The following is a 19,583-nucleotide window of genomic DNA, read 5'->3' as shown; positions in this document are numbered from 1 at the left end:
GCAAAACCATGGTGCTTGACTGTGCCGCGGGCGTGCTTATAACCCGCCCATCGGAATTCGGGCCCCCCAGGCGGGCCCCATTTGAACAGCTCAAGGGCACCCACGATGAAAACCTTCTCTGCGACTCCTGCAGACATCGAGAAGAAGTGGATCGTGATCGACGCGGAAGGCGTCGTTCTCGGCCGTCTCGCCTCGATCATCGCCATGCGTCTGCGCGGCAAGCACATGGCAACCTTCACCCCGCACATGGACATGGGCGACAATGTCATCGTCATCAACGCCGACAAGGTGCAGATGACCGGCAAGAAGCGTGAAGAGAACTTCTACTGGCACACCGGCCACCCGGGCGGCATCAAGTCCCGCACCAAGGCCCAGATCCTCGAGGGTGCACACCCCGAGCGCGTCGTGTTCCAGGCCGTCAAGCGTATGCTCCCGGGCAACCGCCTGTCGCGCAAGCAACTGACCAACCTGCGCATCTACGCAGGCGCGGCGCACCCGCACGAGGCGCAATCGCCTGAAGTGCTGGACGTCAAGTCGATGAACAAGAAAAACACCCGGGTGTAATCATGGCCGAACAGATCAACTCCCTGGAAGAGCTCGGCGCCGCAGCCGGCATCGAAGCTGCACCCGCAGTCGTTGAAACCCCGCGCGAGCCCGTCCGTGACGAGCTTGGCCGTTCCTATGCGACCGGCAAGCGGAAGGACGCGGTTGCCCGCGTCTGGATCAAGCCGGGCTCCGGCAAGGTCGTGGTGAACGGCAAGGAGCAGTCGAAGTACTTCGCCCGCCCCGTGCTGCAGATGATCCTGCGCCAGCCCTTCACCATCGCAGGTGTCGAAGACCAGTTCGACGTCTACGCCACCGTCAAGGGCGGCGGTCTCTCGGGTCAGGCCGGTGCAGTCAAGCACGGCATCTCGAAAGCCCTGCAGCTCTACGATCCGTCGCTGCGCAGCGCTCTGAAAGCCGCAGGCTTCCTGACCCGCGACAGCCGCGTCGTCGAGCGTAAGAAGTTCGGTAAGCGCAAGGCACGCCGCAGCTTCCAGTTCTCGAAGCGCTGATCCGCGTCTCGATACGATTTTGCGAAGGCCGCTCTCCGGAGCGGCCTTTTGCTTTTGCGGGGCAGGCGTTAGGACTGGGCTGACCCGGATGCGCAGGCGGGCCGCTCACCGCGGGCCGGCGCGCTGCGGATGATCTCGGCAAGAGGGGGCTCGACATGGTGCCATACACAATCGATCGCGTGGCCGAGCTGGTGGAGAGCGTCTCGCGCCCGGTCGATCCGGACAAGCTGACGATCTTCTCGATCGTCCGCAACGAGATGGCCCTCTGCCCGGCGTTCTTCGACTATTACCGCAGCATCGGGGCCGAGCAGTTCCTGATCATCGACGACCGCTCCGACGACGGCACGCACGCGTGGCTCGAGGCGCAGCCCGACTGCTGCGTCGTGAGCATGTGGCTGCCCTATGGCGACGAGATCGAAATCCAGCTCGAGGGGGCGGCGCCGCGGATGCAGCGCGCCGGCACCTTCTACAAGATCGCCCTGCCGCACCTGTGGATGGACGGCGGCTATGTCACCTATGTCGACGCCGACGAGTTCCTCTTCCTGCCTCCGGGGGTGAGCTCGCTGCAGGAGATCGCCGCGCGGCTGAAGGCCGAGGGCGCGGCCGCGGCGGTGGCCTCGGTGGTGGAGTTCTTTCCGGCTTCGGTGGGCGGGCTCGCGGGGCCTTTGCCGCAGAGCTTCGCCGGGCTGCTCGAGGCCTATCCCTATTTCCAGGCGGAGCGCCTGGTGGAGCTGTCGCCGCAGGGCGCGGAGTTGGTCGGCGAGAGCAAGACCGCCCGGTTGTTCGAGCGCTACTCGGTCAAGCCGAAAGTCGAGCGGCGCGGCTGGCACCGCATCTACATGCCCTCGCGGGTGCGCAAGGCGCAGAGCTTCCAGAAGGCTGCCCGGCACAAGACCCCGATGGTCCTGCGCAGCAAGCACAGCGGCATGATCGACACCCACAACGCCAACCAGCCGCCCTCGCAGACCGTCCTGCTGACGCTGGCACATTTTGTCTATACGTCAGAATTCGCGGCAAAGATCGAGCGGGCAATCTCCTGGGGGGCACATGCCAATGGCGCCGCCAAGTATCGCTACTACGCCGAGCTTCTGGAGAAGATGGACGGGGTGGAGGACGGCTTTCTCGACGAGAATTCCGTGCGCTACGAGGGGCCGGAGCAGCTCGTCGAGCTTGGCCTCATGCGCTGGTGAGCGCGTAGGGGGCCGAAGGCCAGAGCGCGCGTACCCGCGGCAGGCGCTCGGCCGCGGCCTCGTAGGCAGGCCGGTAATGCGCCGCGATCTCGGCCAGAAGATCCTCGGGGAGGCTGCCCGAGCCCTTGGCCCGCGCGTTGACCGCTTGTCCGCCCTGCGATGGATCGGACGGGACCTGCGCGAAATCCGACAGCGCGGCGATCCCCTCGGGGGTAAAGAGATCCTCGAAGAGGCACAGGAAGCGATCCTCGGGGGCGAAGACCTGCTCGATCGCGGCGATCGTGCGGTCGTAGCGGCTGCGGGCCTCGGCCTCTTCGGTGGCATAGAAGGCCCGCAGCGGTGCGGCGTTGGTCTCTTCCGCCGAAAGCCGGTCCTTGGCCATTTCCATGCGCATGTGTGAGCGCAGCCGGTCCACCGGATCGCGCATCGAGAAGATTGCCTTCACTGCGATGCCGCGTTCGGCGAACCCCTCGCGGATGCGCGCCAGCCTTTCGGGCGGCAGCGCGGCGTAGGAGGGGGTGATGTCGCCGGTGCAGACGATGCCGGGACGCGCCAGCAGCCCGGCAAAATAGTCGAAATACGCCTCGGGGTCGGACTGCAGCCGCCAGCGCAGATGCTGCGCCGGCTCGTCGGCGCCCACGGCGGTCTTGAGCCGCGCCCGCAGCCGCTCCTTCAGCGGCGGCGTGGGCACCTTGTAGCGGGCGAAGACGCCGCCAAGCTGGGGCTCCCAGACCTGGTACTCGCCGAGCCGGCCGAAGTCGCTGCCCTCTTGCCGGTTCAGGTAAGCCTGGATCCAGGTCGAGCCGCATTTCTGGCCGCCGAGGCCGAGGTAAAAGGTCTTTTGGGTCATGTCGCGGTCCTTGAGGCGGGATGAGAGGCGGCGCTGCCCCTACCGCGCACAGCGCGGATCCCCCGGATGTTTCTGGCTCGAAATATGCTCAGGCGTCGGGCGGGATGAGGCCGAGGCCGCGCAGGTAAATGCCGATGCCGCTTTCCAGCAGTTCGTCGGCGGGGAAGGGCGACTGCGTGCCGGGCGAGTTGCGCGCGAAGAGCTCCACGACGCCGTGGCTCATTGCCCAGATATGGGCCGAGAACATCGCGGCGGGTGGCCGCTTTTCCGGAGGGATGTGCTGGGAGAGGTCCGAGGCGGCTTTCTCGAGCACGCCGCGGGCATGGCGCGAGGCGCTGGCAAGCTCGGGCGAATGGTTCACCGACACGCCGCTTTCGAACATCGCGATGTAGTGGCCCGGATAGCGGCGGGCGAAGGCGAGGTAGGCGCGGCCCGTGGCCTCGAAGGCCGCGAGCGCCGAGGGCTGGCCGCTGTCGTAGGCGAACTGCATGAGATCGCCGAAGATCTCGTAGCCCTGCCGCGCCGCCTCGGCGATCAGATCCTCGCGCCCCGAGAAATGCCGGTAGACCGCGGCCGGGGTGACCCCGGCGCGTTTCGCCGCCTCCGAGAGGGTAAAGCCCGTGGGGCCCTTTTCCTCGATCAGTTCAAGCGCCGCCTCGACCAGCGCCTGACGGAGATTGCCGTGGTGGTAGCCGCGTTTAGCCATCCCAGACTTCGGGACCTCCGGCGATCTTGGGATCGGGCGCGCCGACGTTGCGCTCGTCCTTGCTGTCGTAGTCGAGATCGGTGAGCACGTGGCGGATCGCTTCGATCCGGGCGCGCTTCTTGTCGTCCGAGCGGATCACCGTCCAAGGGGCGGCGGCGGTATGGCTGCGCGACAGGGTTTCCTGAATCGCCGCGCCGTACTCGTCCCAGAGCTTCAGCCCCTCCACATCGATCGACGAGAGCTTCCACTGCTTCAGCGGGTCCTTTTCCCGCGCGAGGAAGCGCCGCAGCTGCTCGGCGCGGCCGACGTTGAGCCAAAACTTGAAGAGCTTGATGCCCTCCTCGACCAGCATCTTCTCGAAGTCCGGCACCTGGGCAAAGAAATGCTCGCGCTGCGCCTCGGTGCAGAAGCCGAAGACCTTTTCCACCACGCCGCGGTTGTACCAGCTGCGGTCGAAGAAGACGATCTCGCCCCCAGAGGGCAGGTGGTCGATGTAGCGCTGCAGGTACCATTGCGTCGCCTCGGTGTCCGAGGGCTTGCCGAGCGCCACGACCCGCGCGCCGCGCGGGTTGAGGTTCTCGCGAAAGCGCTTGATCGTGCCGCCCTTGCCGGCGGCGTCGCGCCCTTCGAAGAGGATGGCGACGCGCTCGCCGCTTTCTTTGACGTGGCGCTGCAGCTTCATAAGCTCGATCTGCAGCGCCGCCATCTGCTTGTCGTAGGCCTTGCCCTTCATCTCCTCGGAGTAGGGGTAGCTGGCCGAGAGGATGTCATCCTTGTCGGCGCGGCGGATGGCCTCGCGGATTTCCTTGGGGGCCTTCTTCTCGAAATAGGCGCTGATCGCGCCGTCGAAGGGCTTGGACACGGGCTTGGGTCCTTCGTGTTGAAATCTCACGCTCAATATGACGCTTCGGCGCGTCTAGCGCAAACCCGCGCGCGCGGCGGCCCGGGCGATGGCGGCATCCATCTGCGCCGGGCTGACGTGCTGCGGCATATGGCCGACGCGGGGCAGGGTGACGAGGTTGGCGCCGGGGATCTGCGCCGCCGTGGGCACCGAGTGGATCTGCAGCCCCACGGTGGTGTCGGCCTCGCCATGGATCAGTTCGACCGGCAGATCGAGCGCCGGGTAGCGGGGCGCGAGCGCGCGGATCTCGGCCTTGAGGCTGGCGCGCTGGCGGGCGTTGGCGTCGAGGCTCTCGCGTCGGAGCGTCAGCGGTGCGCCGATATGGGCGGCATAGCCCGCGGGCACCGGGTTGGGCGCGAAGACCTCGGTGATCGCCTCCTGCACCCTGTCATCCGGGGCGAAGGCGGCGATGGCGGGATTGGCCAGCGGCGCGAGCGGCCCGGCGGTCAGCTTGTAGAAGAACGGCAGCCCGCCCTCCCAGGGTTGCGAGGCGGCGCCCAGCAGCACCAGCGCCGAGACCCGCTCGGGGTGGTTCGCCGCCCAGGCCAGCGCCACTGCGCCGCCGTAGGACTGGCCGAGCACGATGGGGCGCGTCGCGCCGAGCTGCGTGGCCGCGGCAGAGAGCAGCGCGGCCTGCTCGAAAATGCTGTCACCATCCGCCTCGGCCTCGGTATAGCCGAGCCCCGGGCGGTCGAATGCGATGACTCGGTAATCGGGGCTCAGCCGCGAGACGGCGTCGAAGGTCCAGTCGCGCAGGTTGCCGCTGGCACCATGGATCAGCACCAGTGCAGGGCCGGAGCCCGCCTCGACGTAGTGCACGCGGCGGCCATCCACCTGCAGGAAACGGCCCTCTGGCGGGAAGGCGGCTTCGGCGGCGGCCTCTTCCCTGACGGCCTTGCTGCTGGTCAGCCCGCAGCCTGCCAGCAGCAGCGCGACAACGGGAAGCAGCGCCTGCCACATGGCTCAGGCCCCGACCTTCGCCGCGGCACGCCAGTCGGTGGACTCGCTGCCGATGCGGGAGAGGTCGAAGGGGGTGGTCATGTAGATCTCCGAGATCCAGTTGGTGAAAAGCAGATGCGCGTGGCTGCGCCAGCGGTTTTGCGGCTTCTTGCTGGGATCGTCGTTCGGGTAGTAGTTCGCCGGCACGTTGATCGGCTTGCCGGCCTCGACGTCGCGGTCGTACTCGTCCTTCAGCGTGGTGCTGTCGTACTCGAGGTGGTTGAAGATGTAGAGCGCGCGGTGCGCCTTGTCCTCGACCAGCGCCGGGCCGGTTTCGGGAGAGTCGATCAGCACAGGCAGGCCGGCGGCCTCGATCTCGTCCCGGCGCATTTCGGTCCAGCGCGACACCGGCATCACCATGTCGTCCGAGAAGCCGCGCAGGAAGGGCGAGGCGGGGGCGAGGTTCTGGTGGCGCACGCAGCCGAAGGCCTTGTGATCCAGGCTGTGCTTCTTCACCCCGTGGAAATAGTTGATCATCGCCATGCCGCCCCAGCAGACGCCGAAAGTGGCGTGCACATGGGTCTGGCTCCAGTCGAAGACCCTGCGGAGCTCGTCCCAGTAGGTGACCTCGGAGAACTCCAGATGCTCGATCGGCGCGCCGGTGATGATCAGCCCGTCGAATTTCTCGCCGCTGGCCTCGACCTCGGAGAAGGGCCGGTAAAAGGCCTCCATGTGCTCGGCGGCGGTGTTCTTGGTCTGGTGCTCGGTCATGCGGATCAGCGACAGCTCGATCTGCAGCGGCGTCGCCCCGATGAGGCGCGCGAACTGGTTCTCGGTCTGGATCTTCTTGGGCATGAGATTGAGCAGCGCGATGCGCAAGGGGCGGATATCCTGCCGAGAGGCGCTGTCCTCGGACATGACCATCACGCCCTCGCGCGAGAGCACGTCGTAGGCGGGAAGGTCTTCGGGCAGCTTGATGGGCATGGAAATCGTCCTCTTGTCAGTTGCGTAGATGTATCCCTGCAGTGGCCATTGCTCAAGAGGCACGCCGGGATGGCGCAGGAGAGGGGGCGGAAGGAAGGGCGACGCGCCAGTCCGCTACCCGCGCTGCCGCGGAAGTCTCTCCTCTAGGATAAGGGCGCGGGGTGTCTTCGGGGCCCAAATATCCCGACGCAGGCAGGCCGGGATTCCCCGCCCGCGCGGGGCTTGTGTTTTGCCGTGGCCTGTCGTTCTGTGATCCCAGATTCTGGAGGAGATCATTCATGCGCGCCGCCGTCCTGAGAGAATACAACGCCGATTTGTCGATCGAGGAGGTGGAGATGCCCGCCTGTCCCGACGACGGGGTGGTGCTGAAGGTGCTGGCCTGCGGGGTCTGCCGCTCGGACTGGCACGGCTGGTCGGGCGAGCATCCTCGGGTCAAGCCGGGACAGATTCAGGGCCACGAGTATTGCGGCGAGGTGGTCGAGGCCGGGCCGGGCTCGCAATGGCAGGTGGGCGACAAGCTGGTTGCGCCCTTCATCCTCGCCTGCGGCACCTGCCCGCAGTGCCGCGAGGGGCAGCAGCATACCTGCTTCGACCAGCGCCTCCCGGGCTTCATCGAGCCGGGCGCCTTTGCCGAATACGTCGCCGTGCCGCGCGATTTCAACCTCGCCCGGCTGCCCAAGGGCATGTCGCCGACTTTGGCGGCGGGTCTCGGCTGCCGGGTGACCACCGCCTGGCACGCGCTCACCGGGCGCGCGGCGCTGCAGGGCGGCGAGTGGCTGGCGGTGCACGGCACGGGCGGCATCGGGCTTTCCGCGGCGATCCTCGGCCGGGCTCTGGGCGCGCATGTGGTGGTCGTCGACGTGGTGCCCGAAAAGCTCGAGCACGCGCTCTCGCTCGGCATGGACGCGGCGGTGAACGCCGCCGAGGAGGATGCCGCGGCGCGCATCAAGGAGATCACCGGCGGCGGGGCCCATGTCAGCGTCGAGGCGCTGGGTATTCCGCAGACGGTCAACGCCTCGATCCGCTGCCTGCGGCCGCTCGGGCGACACGTGCAGGTCGGCATGCCGGTCGGGCATCACGCCGTGCAGGAGGTGGACATGAACGCCGTCTACATGGCCAATCTCGCGCTTTACGGCACGCGCGGGATGCCCTCGCACCGCTATCCGTCGCTGCTTGGATTGATCACGCGGGGAAAGGTGGATATGAGCCCTCTCATCGCGCGCGAGATTCCCCTCAGCCAGGCCGGGGCGGAGCTGGCGGCGTTCAATGGGCCGACGCCTCCGGGCGTGGCCGTGATCACCGATTTCACCCGCTGAGGCGGGGCGGCGCCGCAGCGCGTCGCAAGGCCGTTCAGGAGAGTGCCCATGAAAGCCGCCGTCATCGTCTTCCCCGGATCGAACTGCGATCGTGATCTGAAGATGGCCTTCGAACAGGCCGGGCTCGAGGTCGAGATGGTCTGGCACAAGGACACCACGCTGCCCGCGGGCGTCGACATCGTCGGCCTGCCGGGCGGCTTCTCCTATGGCGATTACCTGCGCTGCGGTGCCATCGCCGCCAACTCGCCGATCTGCCAGGGCGTGAAGGCCCATGCCGAGCGCGGCGGCTACGTCTTCGGCGTCTGCAACGGCTTCCAGATCCTCACCGAGACCGGGCTGCTGCCGGGGGCGCTGCTGCGCAACGCGAACCTCAAGTACATCTGCCGCACGGTGGGGCTCGAGGTGGCCGAGAGCCAGTCCGTCTTCACTCGCGGCTACGAGATGGGCGAGAAGATCGGCATCCCGATCGCGCATCACGACGGCAATTACACCGCCGACGCTGCGACGCTGGACATGCTCGAGGGCGAGGGCCGCGTGGCCTTCCGCTACACCGACAACCCCAATGGCGCGGACCGCGACATCGCCGGCATCCTTTCGGAAAACCGCCGTGTTCTCGGCATGATGCCGCACCCCGAGCGGGCCTGCGATCCGTCGCAGGGCAACGAGGACGGTGCGCGCCTTTTCGCCAATCTGACGGCGGCGCTCGCCGAGGCTTGACCGGCACCGCTTGAGCCGGCCCGGCGCCCGGCGTAAGTTGGGCGCCATGTCGGAGACCACGCGTGACAAGAAAGACAGACGGCGTTCGGGCCCGCTGAGTTGGCGGGTGCGGGCGGCGCTTATCCTTTTGCTGGTGCTGGCGGTCAGCACGGTGTGGATCACCAACGTCCTGCTCACCGACCGTTCCACCGCCTCGACGCGCAACCGCGCCGAGCTGCGGCTGGCGCTCTACTCGGGCAATATCCTGTCCGAGTTGCGCCGCAATGCCATCGTGCCGCAGCTGCTGGCGCGCGATCCGGCCCTGATCGGGGCGCTGAACTCGGGCGACTTCAGCCAGTCGACGCAGCGGCTGATTTCCTATGTCGACGAAATCGGGGCGGCCTCGCTGATGCTGCTCGACCGCGACGGGCGCACCGTGGCAGCCACCGACCGCAACCGGCTTGGCTCGAACCACCGCTCCGAGGCCTATTACGTCGACGCGCTGCGTGCCAATACCACCGTCTTTACCGTGCAGGAGCGCGAGGCGGGGGGCTACGCCTTCACCTATTCGCGGCGCATGGAGAGCCAGAACTCCTCCATCGGCGTGATCATGGTCGAGGTCGATCTGGCGAAGTTTGAACGGGCCTGGGCAGGGATCACCGATGCCGTCGCCGTGCTCGATTCCGAGGGGCGGATCATCCTTGCCACCGAGCCGCGCTGGCGCGGGCTCACCATGGACGAGGCGCTGGCAAAGCAGCCCGCCGAGAATGCCATCGAGCGCGCCATCAAGGCCACCGCCGACTGGACCGCGCTGCCCGCCGATGCCTACCTGCGCGGCGAGGCGGTGATGCGCATCGACGGGCGCATTCCCTTCCGCGGCTGGACCATGGCGACCTTCACCACCTATGCCTCGGTGCGCGAGAAGGTGAACGCCGTGCTGGCGCTCGAGATCATGGCCTTTGCCCTGCTGACCGCGCTGGCCTTCTACGCGCTGTCGCGCAAGACCGCGCTGCGCATGGCTCTCTTCCAGCGCGAGAGCGTCGAGCTGCGCGCGCTGAACGCGCGGCTGCAGCGCGAGATCGCCGAGCGCGAAAAGGTGCAGAAGGATCTGGCCAGCGCCGAGCAGACGCTCGAGCAGAGCTCGAAGCTGGCCGCTCTCGGAGAGATGTCCGCCGCCGTCAGCCATGAGCTGAACCAGCCGCTGGCGGCGATGAAGACCTACCTCGCGGGGGCGCGGCTGCTGCTCAAGCGCAACCGCCCCGAGGAGGCGATGACCGCCTTTTCCCGCATCGATGACCTGATCGAGCGCATGGGGGCGATCACCCGCCAGCTCAAGAGCTACGCGCGCAAGGGGCAGGCCAATTTCGTGCCGGTCGACATGGGCGAGGCATTGGCCTCCTCGCTGTCGATGATGGAACCGCAGCTGAAGGCGCGGCGGGTGCGGATCTCCAAGATTCTTCCCGACCTGCCAGTGATGGTGATGGGCGACCGGATGCGCATCGAGCAGGTCCTGGTGAACCTGCTGCGCAACGCCATCGACGCGACCAAATCCGTTGCCAACCCCGAGATCGAGATCATCCTCGCCAGCGGCGAGACGGCGACGCTCAGCGTGCGTGACAACGGCCACGGCATCGAGGATCTCGATGCGCTGTTCGAGCCCTTCTACACCACCAAGCAGCCCGGCGACGGCACCGGTCTCGGCCTCGCGATCTCCTCGGGGATCGTCACCGACCTCGGTGGACGCCTCTCGGCACGCAACGGGACCGAAGGGGGGGCTGTTTTCGAGATGCAATTGCCTATCTTGAACGAAAGCCCCGCCGCGGCAGAGTGAGCCGCGTGCGATGACGAGTAAGTTACCGCGCGAGACGCGCGCCAAGACCACAACAAAAGGCGACCAGACCGAATGACCAAAGCCATGAAGATCGCCATCGTCGACGATGAAAAGGACATGCGCCAGTCGATCAGCCAGTGGCTGGCCCTGTCTGGCTATGACACCGAGACCTACTCCAGCGCCGAAGAGGCGCTTGGCGCGGTGGGCGCGGATTACCCGGGCATCGTGATCTCGGACATCCGAATGCCGGGGATGGATGGCATCCAGTTCCTGCGCAAGCTGATGGGCAACGACTCGGCGCTGCCCGTCATCATGATCACCGGCCACGGCGACGTGCCCATGGCCGTCGAGGCGATGCGGATCGGGGCCTATGACTTCCTCGAGAAGCCCTTCAACCCCGACCGCATGTCGGAGCTGGCGAAGAAAGCCACCAATGCCCGTCGCCTGACGCTCGACAACCGGGTGCTGCGCCGCGAGCTTTCGGACGGCGGCCAGCTGATGAGCAAGCTCATCGGCCAGAGCCCGGCGATGGAGCGGCTGCGCGAGGATGTGCTTGATCTGGGCCAGGCCGATGGCCACGTGCTGATTGACGGCGAGACCGGCACCGGCAAGACGCTGATCGCCCACGCGCTGCACGCGGTGGGCTCGCGCGCCGGCAAGAAGTTCGTGCTGATCTCCTGCGCGGCGATGGACGAGGACGCGCTGATGCGCCGCCTCTTCGGCCCGATGCAGCCCGAGGACACCCGGCTTCCGGCGATCGAGGAGGCGCGCGGCGGCACGCTGGTGCTCGAGGACATCGAAAGCCTCTCGGACGCCTCGCAGGCGCGGCTTCTGTCGGTGATCAACGATCAGGGCACCCCGCCCGAAACCCGCATCATCGCCATCTGCAACCTGCAGGACGAGGGCCGCACCTGCGAGACCGCGCTGCGCCCCGACCTTTACTACCGTCTTGCCGCGCTGAAGATCACCGTGCCGCCGCTGCGCCAGCGCGGCGAGGACATCCTGACGCTCTTCACCCGCTTCTCCGAGCAGTTCTCTGATGAATATGGCTGCGACGCGCCGCAGGTCTCGGCTCAGGAGGCGGCGCAGCTGCTGCAGGCGCCCTGGCCCGGAAACGTGCGCCAGCTGATCAACCTTGCCGAGCGCGCGGTGCTGCAGTCGCGTCGCGGGACGGGCACCATCGCCTCGCTGCTGATGAATGACCACGAGGACATGCAGCCGGTGATGACCACCGAGGGCAAGCCACTGAAGGAATACGTGGAAGCCTTCGAGCGGATGCTGATCGACAACACCATGCGCCGCCACAAGGGGTCGATCTCCTCGGTGATGGACGAGCTCTGCCTGCCGCGCCGGACGCTGAACGAGAAGATGGCCAAATACGGCCTGCAGCGGTCGGACTACCTCTGAGCGCCGCGCGCGCGTAGATGAGGTCACGGAACCAAGGATCGACGCCGCCCGGCTCCCGGGCGGCGTTTCGCTTTGCCCGCCTTGTGCCAAGGCGCGGCGTATATCTCTTCGGCCGGGGCACTTATTAACAACTCCTTAAGGTTTTCCATAAAGCTTGATGTAACCGGCGTGCCTCTGCGCGTGGCGGGAATTGTGTTGGGGGCCGGCATCCGCGTCTGCGCCCCGGGTTTTCGACTTGGGATTTCACGTAACGGAGGTGCCGGCTCCATGATTAGCGATTTGCCGGACCACGATGCCTTCGGCCAGGATGACCTGCCGGTTTCCGAACTCGACGCCTTTCTGGACAGGATCGGCGCCTCGGCCCTGCCATTGACCGGGGCCGTCGCCTGTCTTGTGGACCTTCCGCCCGAGGTCGTTGGACCGCGCGCGGTACGCATGGCGGCGCCGCTCGAGGGGCCCGTTGCCGAAAGCCTGCGCAACCTCGTGGACAATCGCCCCGAAGCGCTGGCGCTGCAACAGCGCAGAGGGACCGTCGAAGCCGTCGTGAAGGGCCGGCGCCTGTGTTTCCTGATCGAGCGGATCGGCAGCGGCCGGAGTTCGCATCCGGCGTTGCCGCTGGGCACCATCGTGCTCGGATTCAATGCCGACGAGGTCAGCATAGCCGCGGCAGAGAAGGCCTCGCGGCCTTTCATCGCCATGCTCGCCGCGCTGCTTGTCGAGCGCCGCGGGAAGATCGCGATGGCGCAGGACATGGCCGCGCTCGGGCGTCAGGCGGCAGAACTGCAGCGACGGGTGCAGAAGGATGCGCTCTCCGGGCTCGACAATGCCGACGCCTTCCGGGCGCAGGCGCGCGAGACCCTGGGCGCGGGGCGCGGGCCGTATGCGCTGGTGCTCATGGACCTGGATAATTTCAAGCAGATCAATGATCTGCACGGGCATCAGTTCGGCGACGTCTACCTGCGTGCCATCGCCGGGGCGCTGCAGGGCAGCGTCCCGTCCGACTCCCGGCTCGGGCGGATCGGTGGGGATGAGTTTGCGCTGCTGCTGCGCCTGCCCGCGGATGCGGAGGTGGCGCTGCTGCAAGTGATGCGGGCCTGCAGCGCGGCGAGCGCCCGCTTGGCCGAGACCATGGGAAAGTCCGAGCTGGGCGGGATCAGCATGGGCGCCGCGCTTTACCCGCGCCACGGCGAAAGCTACGACACCCTGTTCGAACAGGCCGACACGGCGCTCTATGCGGCCAAGGAGGCCGGGCGCGGCGCCGCGGTGATCTTCGATCCGCATCGCCACCTGCGTTTCAGCCTGCGCGAGCTCATGCGGAATTTCGCCGGGGCGTTGGCCGCAGGAGAGATAGGGCCGGCCTTTCACCCGGTGGTCGACCTCGCCACAGGGCAGTGTACCGGCTACGAGGTTCTGGCCCGCTGGCGCGGTGAGAATGGCGAGATCATCGGCCCCGAGCTCTTTTACCCGATCTTCGAGAACCCGGTTCTGGCCGAACAGTTGACCCGCAGCATGATCGTGCAGTCCACCGAGATTCTGCGCGGGCTGCCAGTGCGCACGGCGGTCGCTGGCGCCCCCCTGCGCATCGGCCTCAACGTCACCGGCTTCGACCTGCACAACCCGCGTTTCACGGGCGATTTCGGAAGGCTGCTCTCGGACCTCGGGCTGCCTTGGCAGGCGATCGTGATCGAGGTGCCCGAGACGGTGATCCTGGGAGAGACAGGGGGGCGCGTCTTCGAGTCATTGAGTGAGTTGCGCGCCTGCGGGGCAAAAATCGCGCTCGACGACTTCGGCACGGGCTACGGCAGTCTGCGCCATCTCGGCGCTTGGCCGATCGACATGCTGAAAATAGACCGTCAGTTCGTACAGGGCCTCAGCGCGCATCCGCGCGACCGCGCCGTGGTCGAGGCGATCCTCGGCATGGCGCGCCGCTTCGGCTTCCGCGTCGTGGCCGAGGGGATCGAGACGCCCGGCCAGCTCAGCTACCTCAGGGCCATGGGCTGCGACGCCGGGCAGGGGCATATGATTTCTCCCCCGCTCTGCGGCGAAGTGCTGGCGCAGGCGCCGCTGATCTACCCGATCGGCGAATGGGCTCCGGACGAGGGCTAGTCGCGCAAGAACCGGCGCCGGGCCTCCTCGGCCATGGATTGCTTCATCTGCAGAACGGCAAGCTCGGCCATGGCCGCTTTGCGCGCCTCGGGGTCGGTCAGTCGGGCCAGACGCTGCTGCTGCGCGGCGACCTGCTTCTTGAGGGTGATTTCCTCGGGCAGGGCGCCGGCCTCGGCCATCAGTCGGAACCCCATGGCCTCGCCGGGGTCGAGATGCGCCTCGCCGCTGCGATCGGGCAGGGGACGCCCCTCACCCTCCAAGCCCTGCAGCTTGCCCTCGACCAGCGATTTCAGGATCCGGCGTTCCGTGAGCCGGTTCAGCCAGGACATGACAAGGCCCACCCTTTCATAAAAAAGGATGGGCCCTTGGATTGCCTGAAGCAAGAGGGGTGCGGCGATCAGTAGCCGCGCCAGATCCAGCCGCCACCGAAGATGCGGCTGCCTTCGGGAGCATAGAACACGCAGGCCTGGCCCGGGCTGACGCCTTCCTCGGGGGTCAGAAGTTCGACCTCGGCCGTGGTGTCGCTGAGCGGGCGGATGATCGCGTCGCGCGGCGGGCGGGTGGAGCGGACCTTGACCTTCAGGTGCCATTCGTCGCGGCTGGTGAAGAGCTCATCGCCGAGCCAGTTGATCTCGCGGACCGGGATGACGCGGGTTGCCAGCATCTCCTTAGGGCCGACCACGACCTGTTTGGCGTCGACGTCAAGTTTCACCACGTAGAGCGGCTCGTCGAGCCCGCCGATGCCGAGGCCGCGGCGCTGGCCGATGGTGTAGTGGATGACGCCCTTGTGGGTGCCGAGCTTGCGCCCGTCTGCATGCACGATCTCGCCCGCCTCCGCGGCACCGGGGCGGAGCTTCTCGATCACCGAGGCGTAGTTGCCGTCGGGCACGAAGCAGATGTCCTGGCTGTCGGGCTTGTCGGCCACCGAAAGCCCGTACTTGGCGGCCAGCGCACGGGTCTCGGCCTTGCTCTTGAGGTGCCCCAGCGGGAAGCGCAGGTAAGAGAGCTGCTCGGGGGTGGTCGAGAAGAGAAAATAGCTCTGGTCCCGGTTCGCATCGGCAGCCGAGTGCAGCTCGGCACCGTTCGCACCATCCATGCGCTGAATGTAGTGACCAGTGGCCATGCAGTCTGCATCGAGATCCTTGGCGGTCTCCAGCAGGTCCTTGAACTTCACCCGCTCGTTGCAGCGGATGCAGGGCACTGGGGTGGCCCCGCCAAGGTAGCTCTCGGCAAACTCGTCGATCACCGCGTCCTTGAAGATGTTCTCGTAGTCCAGCACGTAGTGCGGGAAACCCATCTGCTCGGCCACCCGGCGCGCGTCGTGGATGTCGACGCCGGCGCAGCAGGCGCCCTTCTTGGCCAGCGCCGCGCCGTGATCGTAGAGCTGCAGCGTCACGCCGACCACGTCGTAGCCTTCCTCGGCCAGCATGGCGGCGACGACGGAGCTGTCCACGCCGCCAGACATGGCGACGACCACCCGCGTGTCGGCGGGGGATTTCGCAAAGCCAAGCGAGTTCAAGGTCTGGGTATCGAGGGCCATCATCAATCTCCGGGAGTCCGGGGGAATATAGGAAAATGCGTCATACTAACAAGGGCGCGTTTTAGACAGCGTTAAATCGCGCAAGGCCATTATGCGTCACCCCCATAGCTGGGTCGCGCTGCGAAGGGGGGCGGTGGAGGTGCTGGAATCCTCCCGACGGGAGGCGCCGAAGAGACCCGCAAAAACCCGGCATCCTGCGCGACAGCAGTATGGCCGAAGCGCCGCCCCGATGAAACTGGTGCGGCAATGGCCGGGCCATGGGAAAGCCCACGATGAAGGGCCACGATAGAGGGCCATGGACGCAGGCATGGGACGTGAGAACAGGGGACACTCGCACGAGGGTGGCGACCGAATGGGGGGCCACCAGCCGGAGCGATGACGACGAGGGGCGAGGACCACCCGAGGAGACGACCTCACGGTGCGATCATACCGGACGAGCACACGGGACGACGACCATGTACCTCAAGAAGATCGATGGCCCGCGCGCGGTGACGTTGCCTGATGGTTCGATCATGACACGGGCCGATCTCCCACCGCCAGAGACGCGGCGCTGGGTGGCCTCCCGCAAGGCCGCCGTGGTGCGCGCCGTGCGTCACGGGCTCCTGACGGACCAGCAGGCGATGGAGCGCTATGCGCTCAGCGCCGAGGAACTGGCCGAATGGGTTAAGGCCGTCTCCAGCCACGGAGAGGAGGCGCTCAAGGCCACGCAGGTGCAGCGGTTCCGCTGAGGGGCGAATGGCGACCCATGGGGCTCATGGAGCTCATGGGGCTTTGGGGGGCTCGCGAAACGCCCGGCATCGCTGGCTTTACCTTGGGGACGGTGGACGTCCTGCCTGGCACGCAAGGTCAGGATCACCTCGGGGCGGAAATAGGCGCGACCTATCCTTATGAGATTCTTTCGAAAGTTGATTGCCCACTCAAGTTCTCTAGACTGATCTCGGCTGGGGTAAAGAACCATTAACTAAATTGGGACAGGCTCGGCGCAGGGGTAGAGATTAGCGGAGACGGCCATGCGCATCCTTTTGGTTGAAGACGATCCGACCACGTCGAAGAGCATCGAGCTGATGCTTAACCACGCGAACCTGAACGTCTACGCCACAGATCTCGGGGAAGAGGGCATCGATCTTGCGAAGCTCTACGACTATGATCTGATCCTGCTCGACCTGAATCTGCCGGATATTCACGGGCACGAGGTGCTGCGCCAGCTGCGCATGGCGCGAATCAATACGCCGATTCTGATTCTGTCCGGAGCTGACGACACCGAGAACAAGATCAAGGGATTCGGCTTTGGCGCCGACGACTACCTCACCAAGCCCTTCCACCGCGACGAGCTGGTAGCACGCATCCATGCGATCATCCGCCGCTCCAAGGGACACTCGCAGTCGATCATCCGTACCGGCAAGGTGTCGGTGAACCTCGACGCCAAGACCGTCACTGTCGGCGAGCGCTCCGTGCATCTGACCGGAAAGGAATACCAGATGCTCGAGCTGCTCTCGCTGCGCAAGGGCACGACGCTGACCAAGGAGATGTTTCTCAACCATCTCTACGGCGGGATGGATGAGCCCGAGCTCAAGATCATCGATGTCTTCATCTGCAAGCTGCGCAAGAAGCTCTCGGAAGCCACGGGGGACGAGAATTACATCGAGACCGTCTGGGGGCGCGGATACGTGCTGCGCGATCCCGAGCCGCCGGTTGGCGCCTTGGCGGTGAACGCCTGACTCTGGACGTGCTCCGCCGCGCGCCCTATCACGTCTGCTAAAAGGCGTGAGCAAGGAATGCGGCAATGGCCCAGAACGTGGCGGAGAAACCGGTAGAGGCACTGACCGAAACGGAGGCACGGGACGAGCTTGCCCGGCTCGCCGATCTGCTCGCACAGGCCAACGTCGCCTACCACACCGAGGACGCGCCCGAGATCTCGGACGCCGACTATGACGCGCTGAAGCGCCGCAACTTCGAGATCGAAGAGCGGTTTCCCGAGCTCAAGCGCAAAGACAGTCCCAGCGAACAGGTCGGCGCTCCGCTGGCCGAGGGATTCTCCAAGGTTCGCCATGCGGTTGCCATGCTGTCGCTCGGAAATGCCTTCGAGCCGGAGGAGGTCGAGGAGTTCGACGCCCGCATCCGCCGCTACCTTGCTCTCGAGGGCGGCGCTGGGCTGGCCTATACCGCCGAGCCGAAAATCGACGGGCTCTCGCTCTCCCTGCGCTATGAACAGGGCGAACTGGTGCAGGCCGCCACCCGCGGCGACGGCACCGTGGGGGAGAACGTCACCGCCAACGCCCGCACCATCGCCGATATCCCGCAGAGCTTGACCGGCGCGCCCGACGTTCTGGAGGTGCGCGGCGAGGTCTACATGAGCCACGAGGATTTCGCCGCTCTGAACGAACGGCAGGAGGCTCGCGGCGGAAAGCTCTTCGCCAACCCGCGCAACGCCGCCGCCGGCTCGCTGCGCCAGCTCGACGCCGAGATCACCCGCGCCCGCCCGCTGCGCTTCTTCGCCTATGCCTGGGGCGAGCTTTCGGGACCGCTGGCTGAAACACAAATGGGCTCCATTGAACGGCTGCAGGCGCTGGGCTTCCAGACCAACCCGCTCACGCGGCTTTGCGACGGCCCGCGCGAGATGATCGCGCACTACCGCAGGATCGAGGAACAGCGCGCCACGCTCGGCTATGACATCGACGGCGTGGTCTACAAGGTCAACGATCTGGCTCTGCAGGGGCGGCTGGGCTTCCGCTCGACAACCCCGCGTTGGGCGATCGCGCATAAGTTTCCGGCCGAGCTGGCCTGGACCCGGCTCGAGGCGATCGACATCCAGGTCGGCCGCACCGGCGCGCTCAGCCCGGTGGCGCGGCTGACCCCGGTCACCGTGGGCGGTGTCGTGGTGTCGAACGCCACGCTGCACAATGAGGATTACATCGCCGGGCGCGACGCCAAGGGCGAGGTGATCCGCCCCGACCCCGACGGGGGCGCCAAGGATATCCGCGTCGGCGACTGGGTGCAGGTCTACCGCGCCGGCGACGTGATCCCCAAGGTGGCGGACGTCGACCTCGGCAAACGCCCCGAGGGCGCGCAGCCCTACGTCTTCCCCGCGACTTGCCCGGAATGCGGCTCCGAGGCGATCCGAGAAGAGGGCGACGCCGTGCGCCGCTGCACGGGCGGGCTCGTCTGCCCGGCGCAGGCGGTGGAGAAGCTCAAGCACTTCGTCTCGCGCGCTGCCTTCGACATCGAAGGGCTCGGCGCCAAGCAGGTCGAGCAGTTCTATCGCGACGGCTGGATCAAGGAGCCGGCGGACATCTTCGAGCTGAAGACACGCTACGGCTCGGGCATGCAGCAGCTCAAGAACCGCGAGGGCTGGGGCGAGAAAAGCGCCTCGAACCTTTTCGACGCCATCGACGAGAAGCGGAAGATCGAGCTCAACCGGGTGATCTTTGCGCTTGGCATGCGCCACGTCGGCGAGGTGGTCGCCAAGGACCTGGCGAAACACTACCTCGGCTGGGCCGCGATGATCTCTGCCGTCGACGAGGCGGTCCCGGCGGTCGAGCGCTACCGCAAGGCCGAGGCCGCCGTCGAGGCCGAGCGCAAGGCCGCCGCCGCAGAAGGCCGCCGCGCCCGCATCAAGGAGACGCAGGACGCGGTCTGGGCCGAGGAGCCGAAGGTGCCGCAGGAGGCGCGCGCCGCCTGGGATGACCTCGTCGGTATCGACGGCATCGGTGCCATTGTCGCGGTCTCGCTGGTGACCTCGCTGCACCAGGAGGCCGAGCGCGCCTCGGTCAACCGGCTGGTTGCGCATCTCGACATCCAGGACGCCGAGCGCCCGGCGACGGAGGGCAGCCCGGTCGCCGGGCTCACCGTGGTGTTCACCGGGTCGCTGGAAAAGATGACCCGGGCCGAGGCCAAGGCCCGCGCCGAGGCGCTGGGGGCCAAGGTCTCGGGCTCGGTGTCCAAGAAGACCGACATCGTCGTCGCCGGGCCCGGCGCGGGCAGCAAGGAGGCCAAGGCCAAGGAACTCGGCGTGCGGCTCATGGATGAGGACGCATGGCTTGCGCTGATCGGCGGATGAGCGCG

18 protein-coding genes are annotated in these 19,583 nt (G+C 66.7%); 11 read left to right on the top strand and 7 right to left on the bottom strand.

What is annotated here, in order from left to right:
* Positions 1-105 precede the first annotated feature (105 nt).
* The 3 genes from rplM (at position 106) to G0Q01_RS01400 (ending at position 2,245) form a co-directional block, all read left to right on the top strand.
* Positions 106-564 carry a 50S ribosomal protein L13 gene (rplM, locus tag G0Q01_RS01410; protein ID WP_108965864.1) on the top strand — a complete coding sequence of 153 codons (459 nt, stop codon included), beginning with the start codon at positions 106-108 and terminating at the stop codon, positions 562-564.
* A 2-nt stretch (positions 565-566) separates the two neighbouring features.
* Positions 567-1,055, top strand: a complete 489-nt coding sequence (gene rpsI / locus G0Q01_RS01405; protein WP_095883698.1) for a 30S ribosomal protein S9 — start codon at positions 567-569, stop codon at positions 1,053-1,055.
* 155 nt (positions 1,056-1,210) lie between these two features.
* Positions 1,211-2,245 carry a glycosyltransferase family 2 protein gene (locus G0Q01_RS01400; protein WP_164196910.1) on the top strand — a complete coding sequence of 345 codons (1,035 nt, stop codon included), beginning with the start codon at positions 1,211-1,213 and terminating at the stop codon, positions 2,243-2,245.
* Here the strand turns inward: G0Q01_RS01400 and G0Q01_RS01395 are convergent.
* From G0Q01_RS01395 to metA, 5 genes are all read right to left on the bottom strand, one after another.
* Complete coding sequence (locus G0Q01_RS01395) at positions 2,232-3,095, bottom strand: sulfotransferase family protein (RefSeq protein ID WP_164212946.1); 864 nt, start codon at positions 3,093-3,095, stop codon at positions 2,232-2,234. The two genes, G0Q01_RS01400 and G0Q01_RS01395, sit on opposite strands and share 14 nt — an antisense overlap.
* Before the next feature lie 88 nt (positions 3,096-3,183).
* Complete coding sequence (locus tag G0Q01_RS01390) at positions 3,184-3,801, bottom strand: TetR/AcrR family transcriptional regulator (protein WP_108965857.1); 618 nt, start codon at positions 3,799-3,801, stop codon at positions 3,184-3,186.
* On the bottom strand, positions 3,794-4,663 hold the full coding sequence (gene ppk2, locus G0Q01_RS01385; RefSeq protein ID WP_164196912.1) for a polyphosphate kinase 2: 870 nt from the start codon (positions 4,661-4,663) through the stop codon (positions 3,794-3,796). The genes G0Q01_RS01390 and ppk2 overlap by 8 nt, the downstream gene beginning before the upstream one ends.
* Positions 4,664-4,717: 54 nt before the next feature.
* Positions 4,718-5,662, bottom strand: coding sequence for an alpha/beta fold hydrolase (locus G0Q01_RS01380; RefSeq protein ID WP_164196913.1), 945 nt, complete (start codon positions 5,660-5,662; stop codon positions 4,718-4,720).
* Positions 5,663-5,665: 3 nt separating this feature from the next.
* Positions 5,666-6,625, bottom strand: a complete 960-nt coding sequence (metA, locus tag G0Q01_RS01375) for a homoserine O-succinyltransferase (RefSeq protein WP_108965851.1) — start codon at positions 6,623-6,625, stop codon at positions 5,666-5,668.
* 278 nt (positions 6,626-6,903) lie between these two features.
* Here metA and G0Q01_RS01370 point away from each other — a divergent pair, with 278 nt between their 5' ends.
* From G0Q01_RS01370 to G0Q01_RS01350, 5 genes are all read left to right on the top strand, one after another.
* The gene (locus tag G0Q01_RS01370) at positions 6,904-7,941 is read left to right on the top strand and encodes a zinc-binding dehydrogenase (RefSeq protein WP_164196914.1); all 1,038 of its coding nucleotides are present in this window, start codon (positions 6,904-6,906) and stop codon (positions 7,939-7,941) included.
* Between the two features lie 48 nt (positions 7,942-7,989).
* The gene (purQ, locus tag G0Q01_RS01365; RefSeq protein ID WP_108965846.1) at positions 7,990-8,658 is read left to right on the top strand and encodes a phosphoribosylformylglycinamidine synthase subunit PurQ; all 669 of its coding nucleotides are present in this window, start codon (positions 7,990-7,992) and stop codon (positions 8,656-8,658) included.
* Between the two features lie 46 nt (positions 8,659-8,704).
* The gene (locus G0Q01_RS01360; RefSeq protein WP_108965844.1) at positions 8,705-10,468 is read left to right on the top strand and encodes an ATP-binding protein; all 1,764 of its coding nucleotides are present in this window, start codon (positions 8,705-8,707) and stop codon (positions 10,466-10,468) included.
* A gap of 72 nt (positions 10,469-10,540) precedes the next feature.
* Positions 10,541-11,875, top strand: a complete 1,335-nt coding sequence (locus tag G0Q01_RS01355) for a sigma-54 dependent transcriptional regulator (protein ID WP_095883317.1) — start codon at positions 10,541-10,543, stop codon at positions 11,873-11,875.
* A gap of 267 nt (positions 11,876-12,142) precedes the next feature.
* The gene (locus G0Q01_RS01350) at positions 12,143-13,981 is read left to right on the top strand and encodes a bifunctional diguanylate cyclase/phosphodiesterase (RefSeq protein ID WP_164196915.1); all 1,839 of its coding nucleotides are present in this window, start codon (positions 12,143-12,145) and stop codon (positions 13,979-13,981) included.
* Here the strand turns inward: G0Q01_RS01350 and G0Q01_RS01345 are convergent.
* Together G0Q01_RS01345 and mnmA are read right to left on the bottom strand one after the other, a co-directional pair.
* Positions 13,978-14,310 carry a DUF1992 domain-containing protein gene (locus tag G0Q01_RS01345; RefSeq protein WP_108965840.1) on the bottom strand — a complete coding sequence of 111 codons (333 nt, stop codon included), beginning with the start codon at positions 14,308-14,310 and terminating at the stop codon, positions 13,978-13,980. The two genes, G0Q01_RS01350 and G0Q01_RS01345, sit on opposite strands and share 4 nt — an antisense overlap.
* A 68-nt stretch (positions 14,311-14,378) precedes the next feature.
* The gene (gene mnmA / locus G0Q01_RS01340; RefSeq protein ID WP_164196916.1) at positions 14,379-15,521 is read right to left on the bottom strand and encodes a tRNA 2-thiouridine(34) synthase MnmA; all 1,143 of its coding nucleotides are present in this window, start codon (positions 15,519-15,521) and stop codon (positions 14,379-14,381) included.
* Between the two features lie 455 nt (positions 15,522-15,976).
* On the opposite strand from mnmA, the gene G0Q01_RS01335 reads away from it, so the two are divergent.
* From G0Q01_RS01335 to ligA, 3 genes are all read left to right on the top strand, one after another.
* Positions 15,977-16,249: a DUF1153 domain-containing protein gene (locus tag G0Q01_RS01335; RefSeq protein ID WP_164196917.1), complete on the top strand. Its 273-nt coding sequence runs from the start codon at positions 15,977-15,979 to the stop codon at positions 16,247-16,249.
* 282 nt (positions 16,250-16,531) lie between these two features.
* A complete protein-coding gene (ctrA, locus tag G0Q01_RS01330) occupies positions 16,532-17,239 on the top strand; it encodes a response regulator transcription factor CtrA (protein WP_108965835.1) in 708 nt (235 codons plus the stop codon).
* A 65-nt stretch (positions 17,240-17,304) separates the two neighbouring features.
* Positions 17,305-19,578: an NAD-dependent DNA ligase LigA gene (ligA, locus tag G0Q01_RS01325; protein WP_164196918.1), complete on the top strand. Its 2,274-nt coding sequence runs from the start codon at positions 17,305-17,307 to the stop codon at positions 19,576-19,578.
* Positions 19,579-19,583: the final 5 nt, after the last annotated feature.

The organism is Salipiger sp. PrR007 (genome assembly GCF_010499845.1).
GTDB lineage: Bacteria > Pseudomonadota > Alphaproteobacteria > Rhodobacterales > Rhodobacteraceae > Salipiger > Salipiger pacificus_A.
The sequence above is the reverse complement of the archived record's forward strand: the minus strand, read 5'-3'. Positions and strand labels throughout refer to the sequence as shown.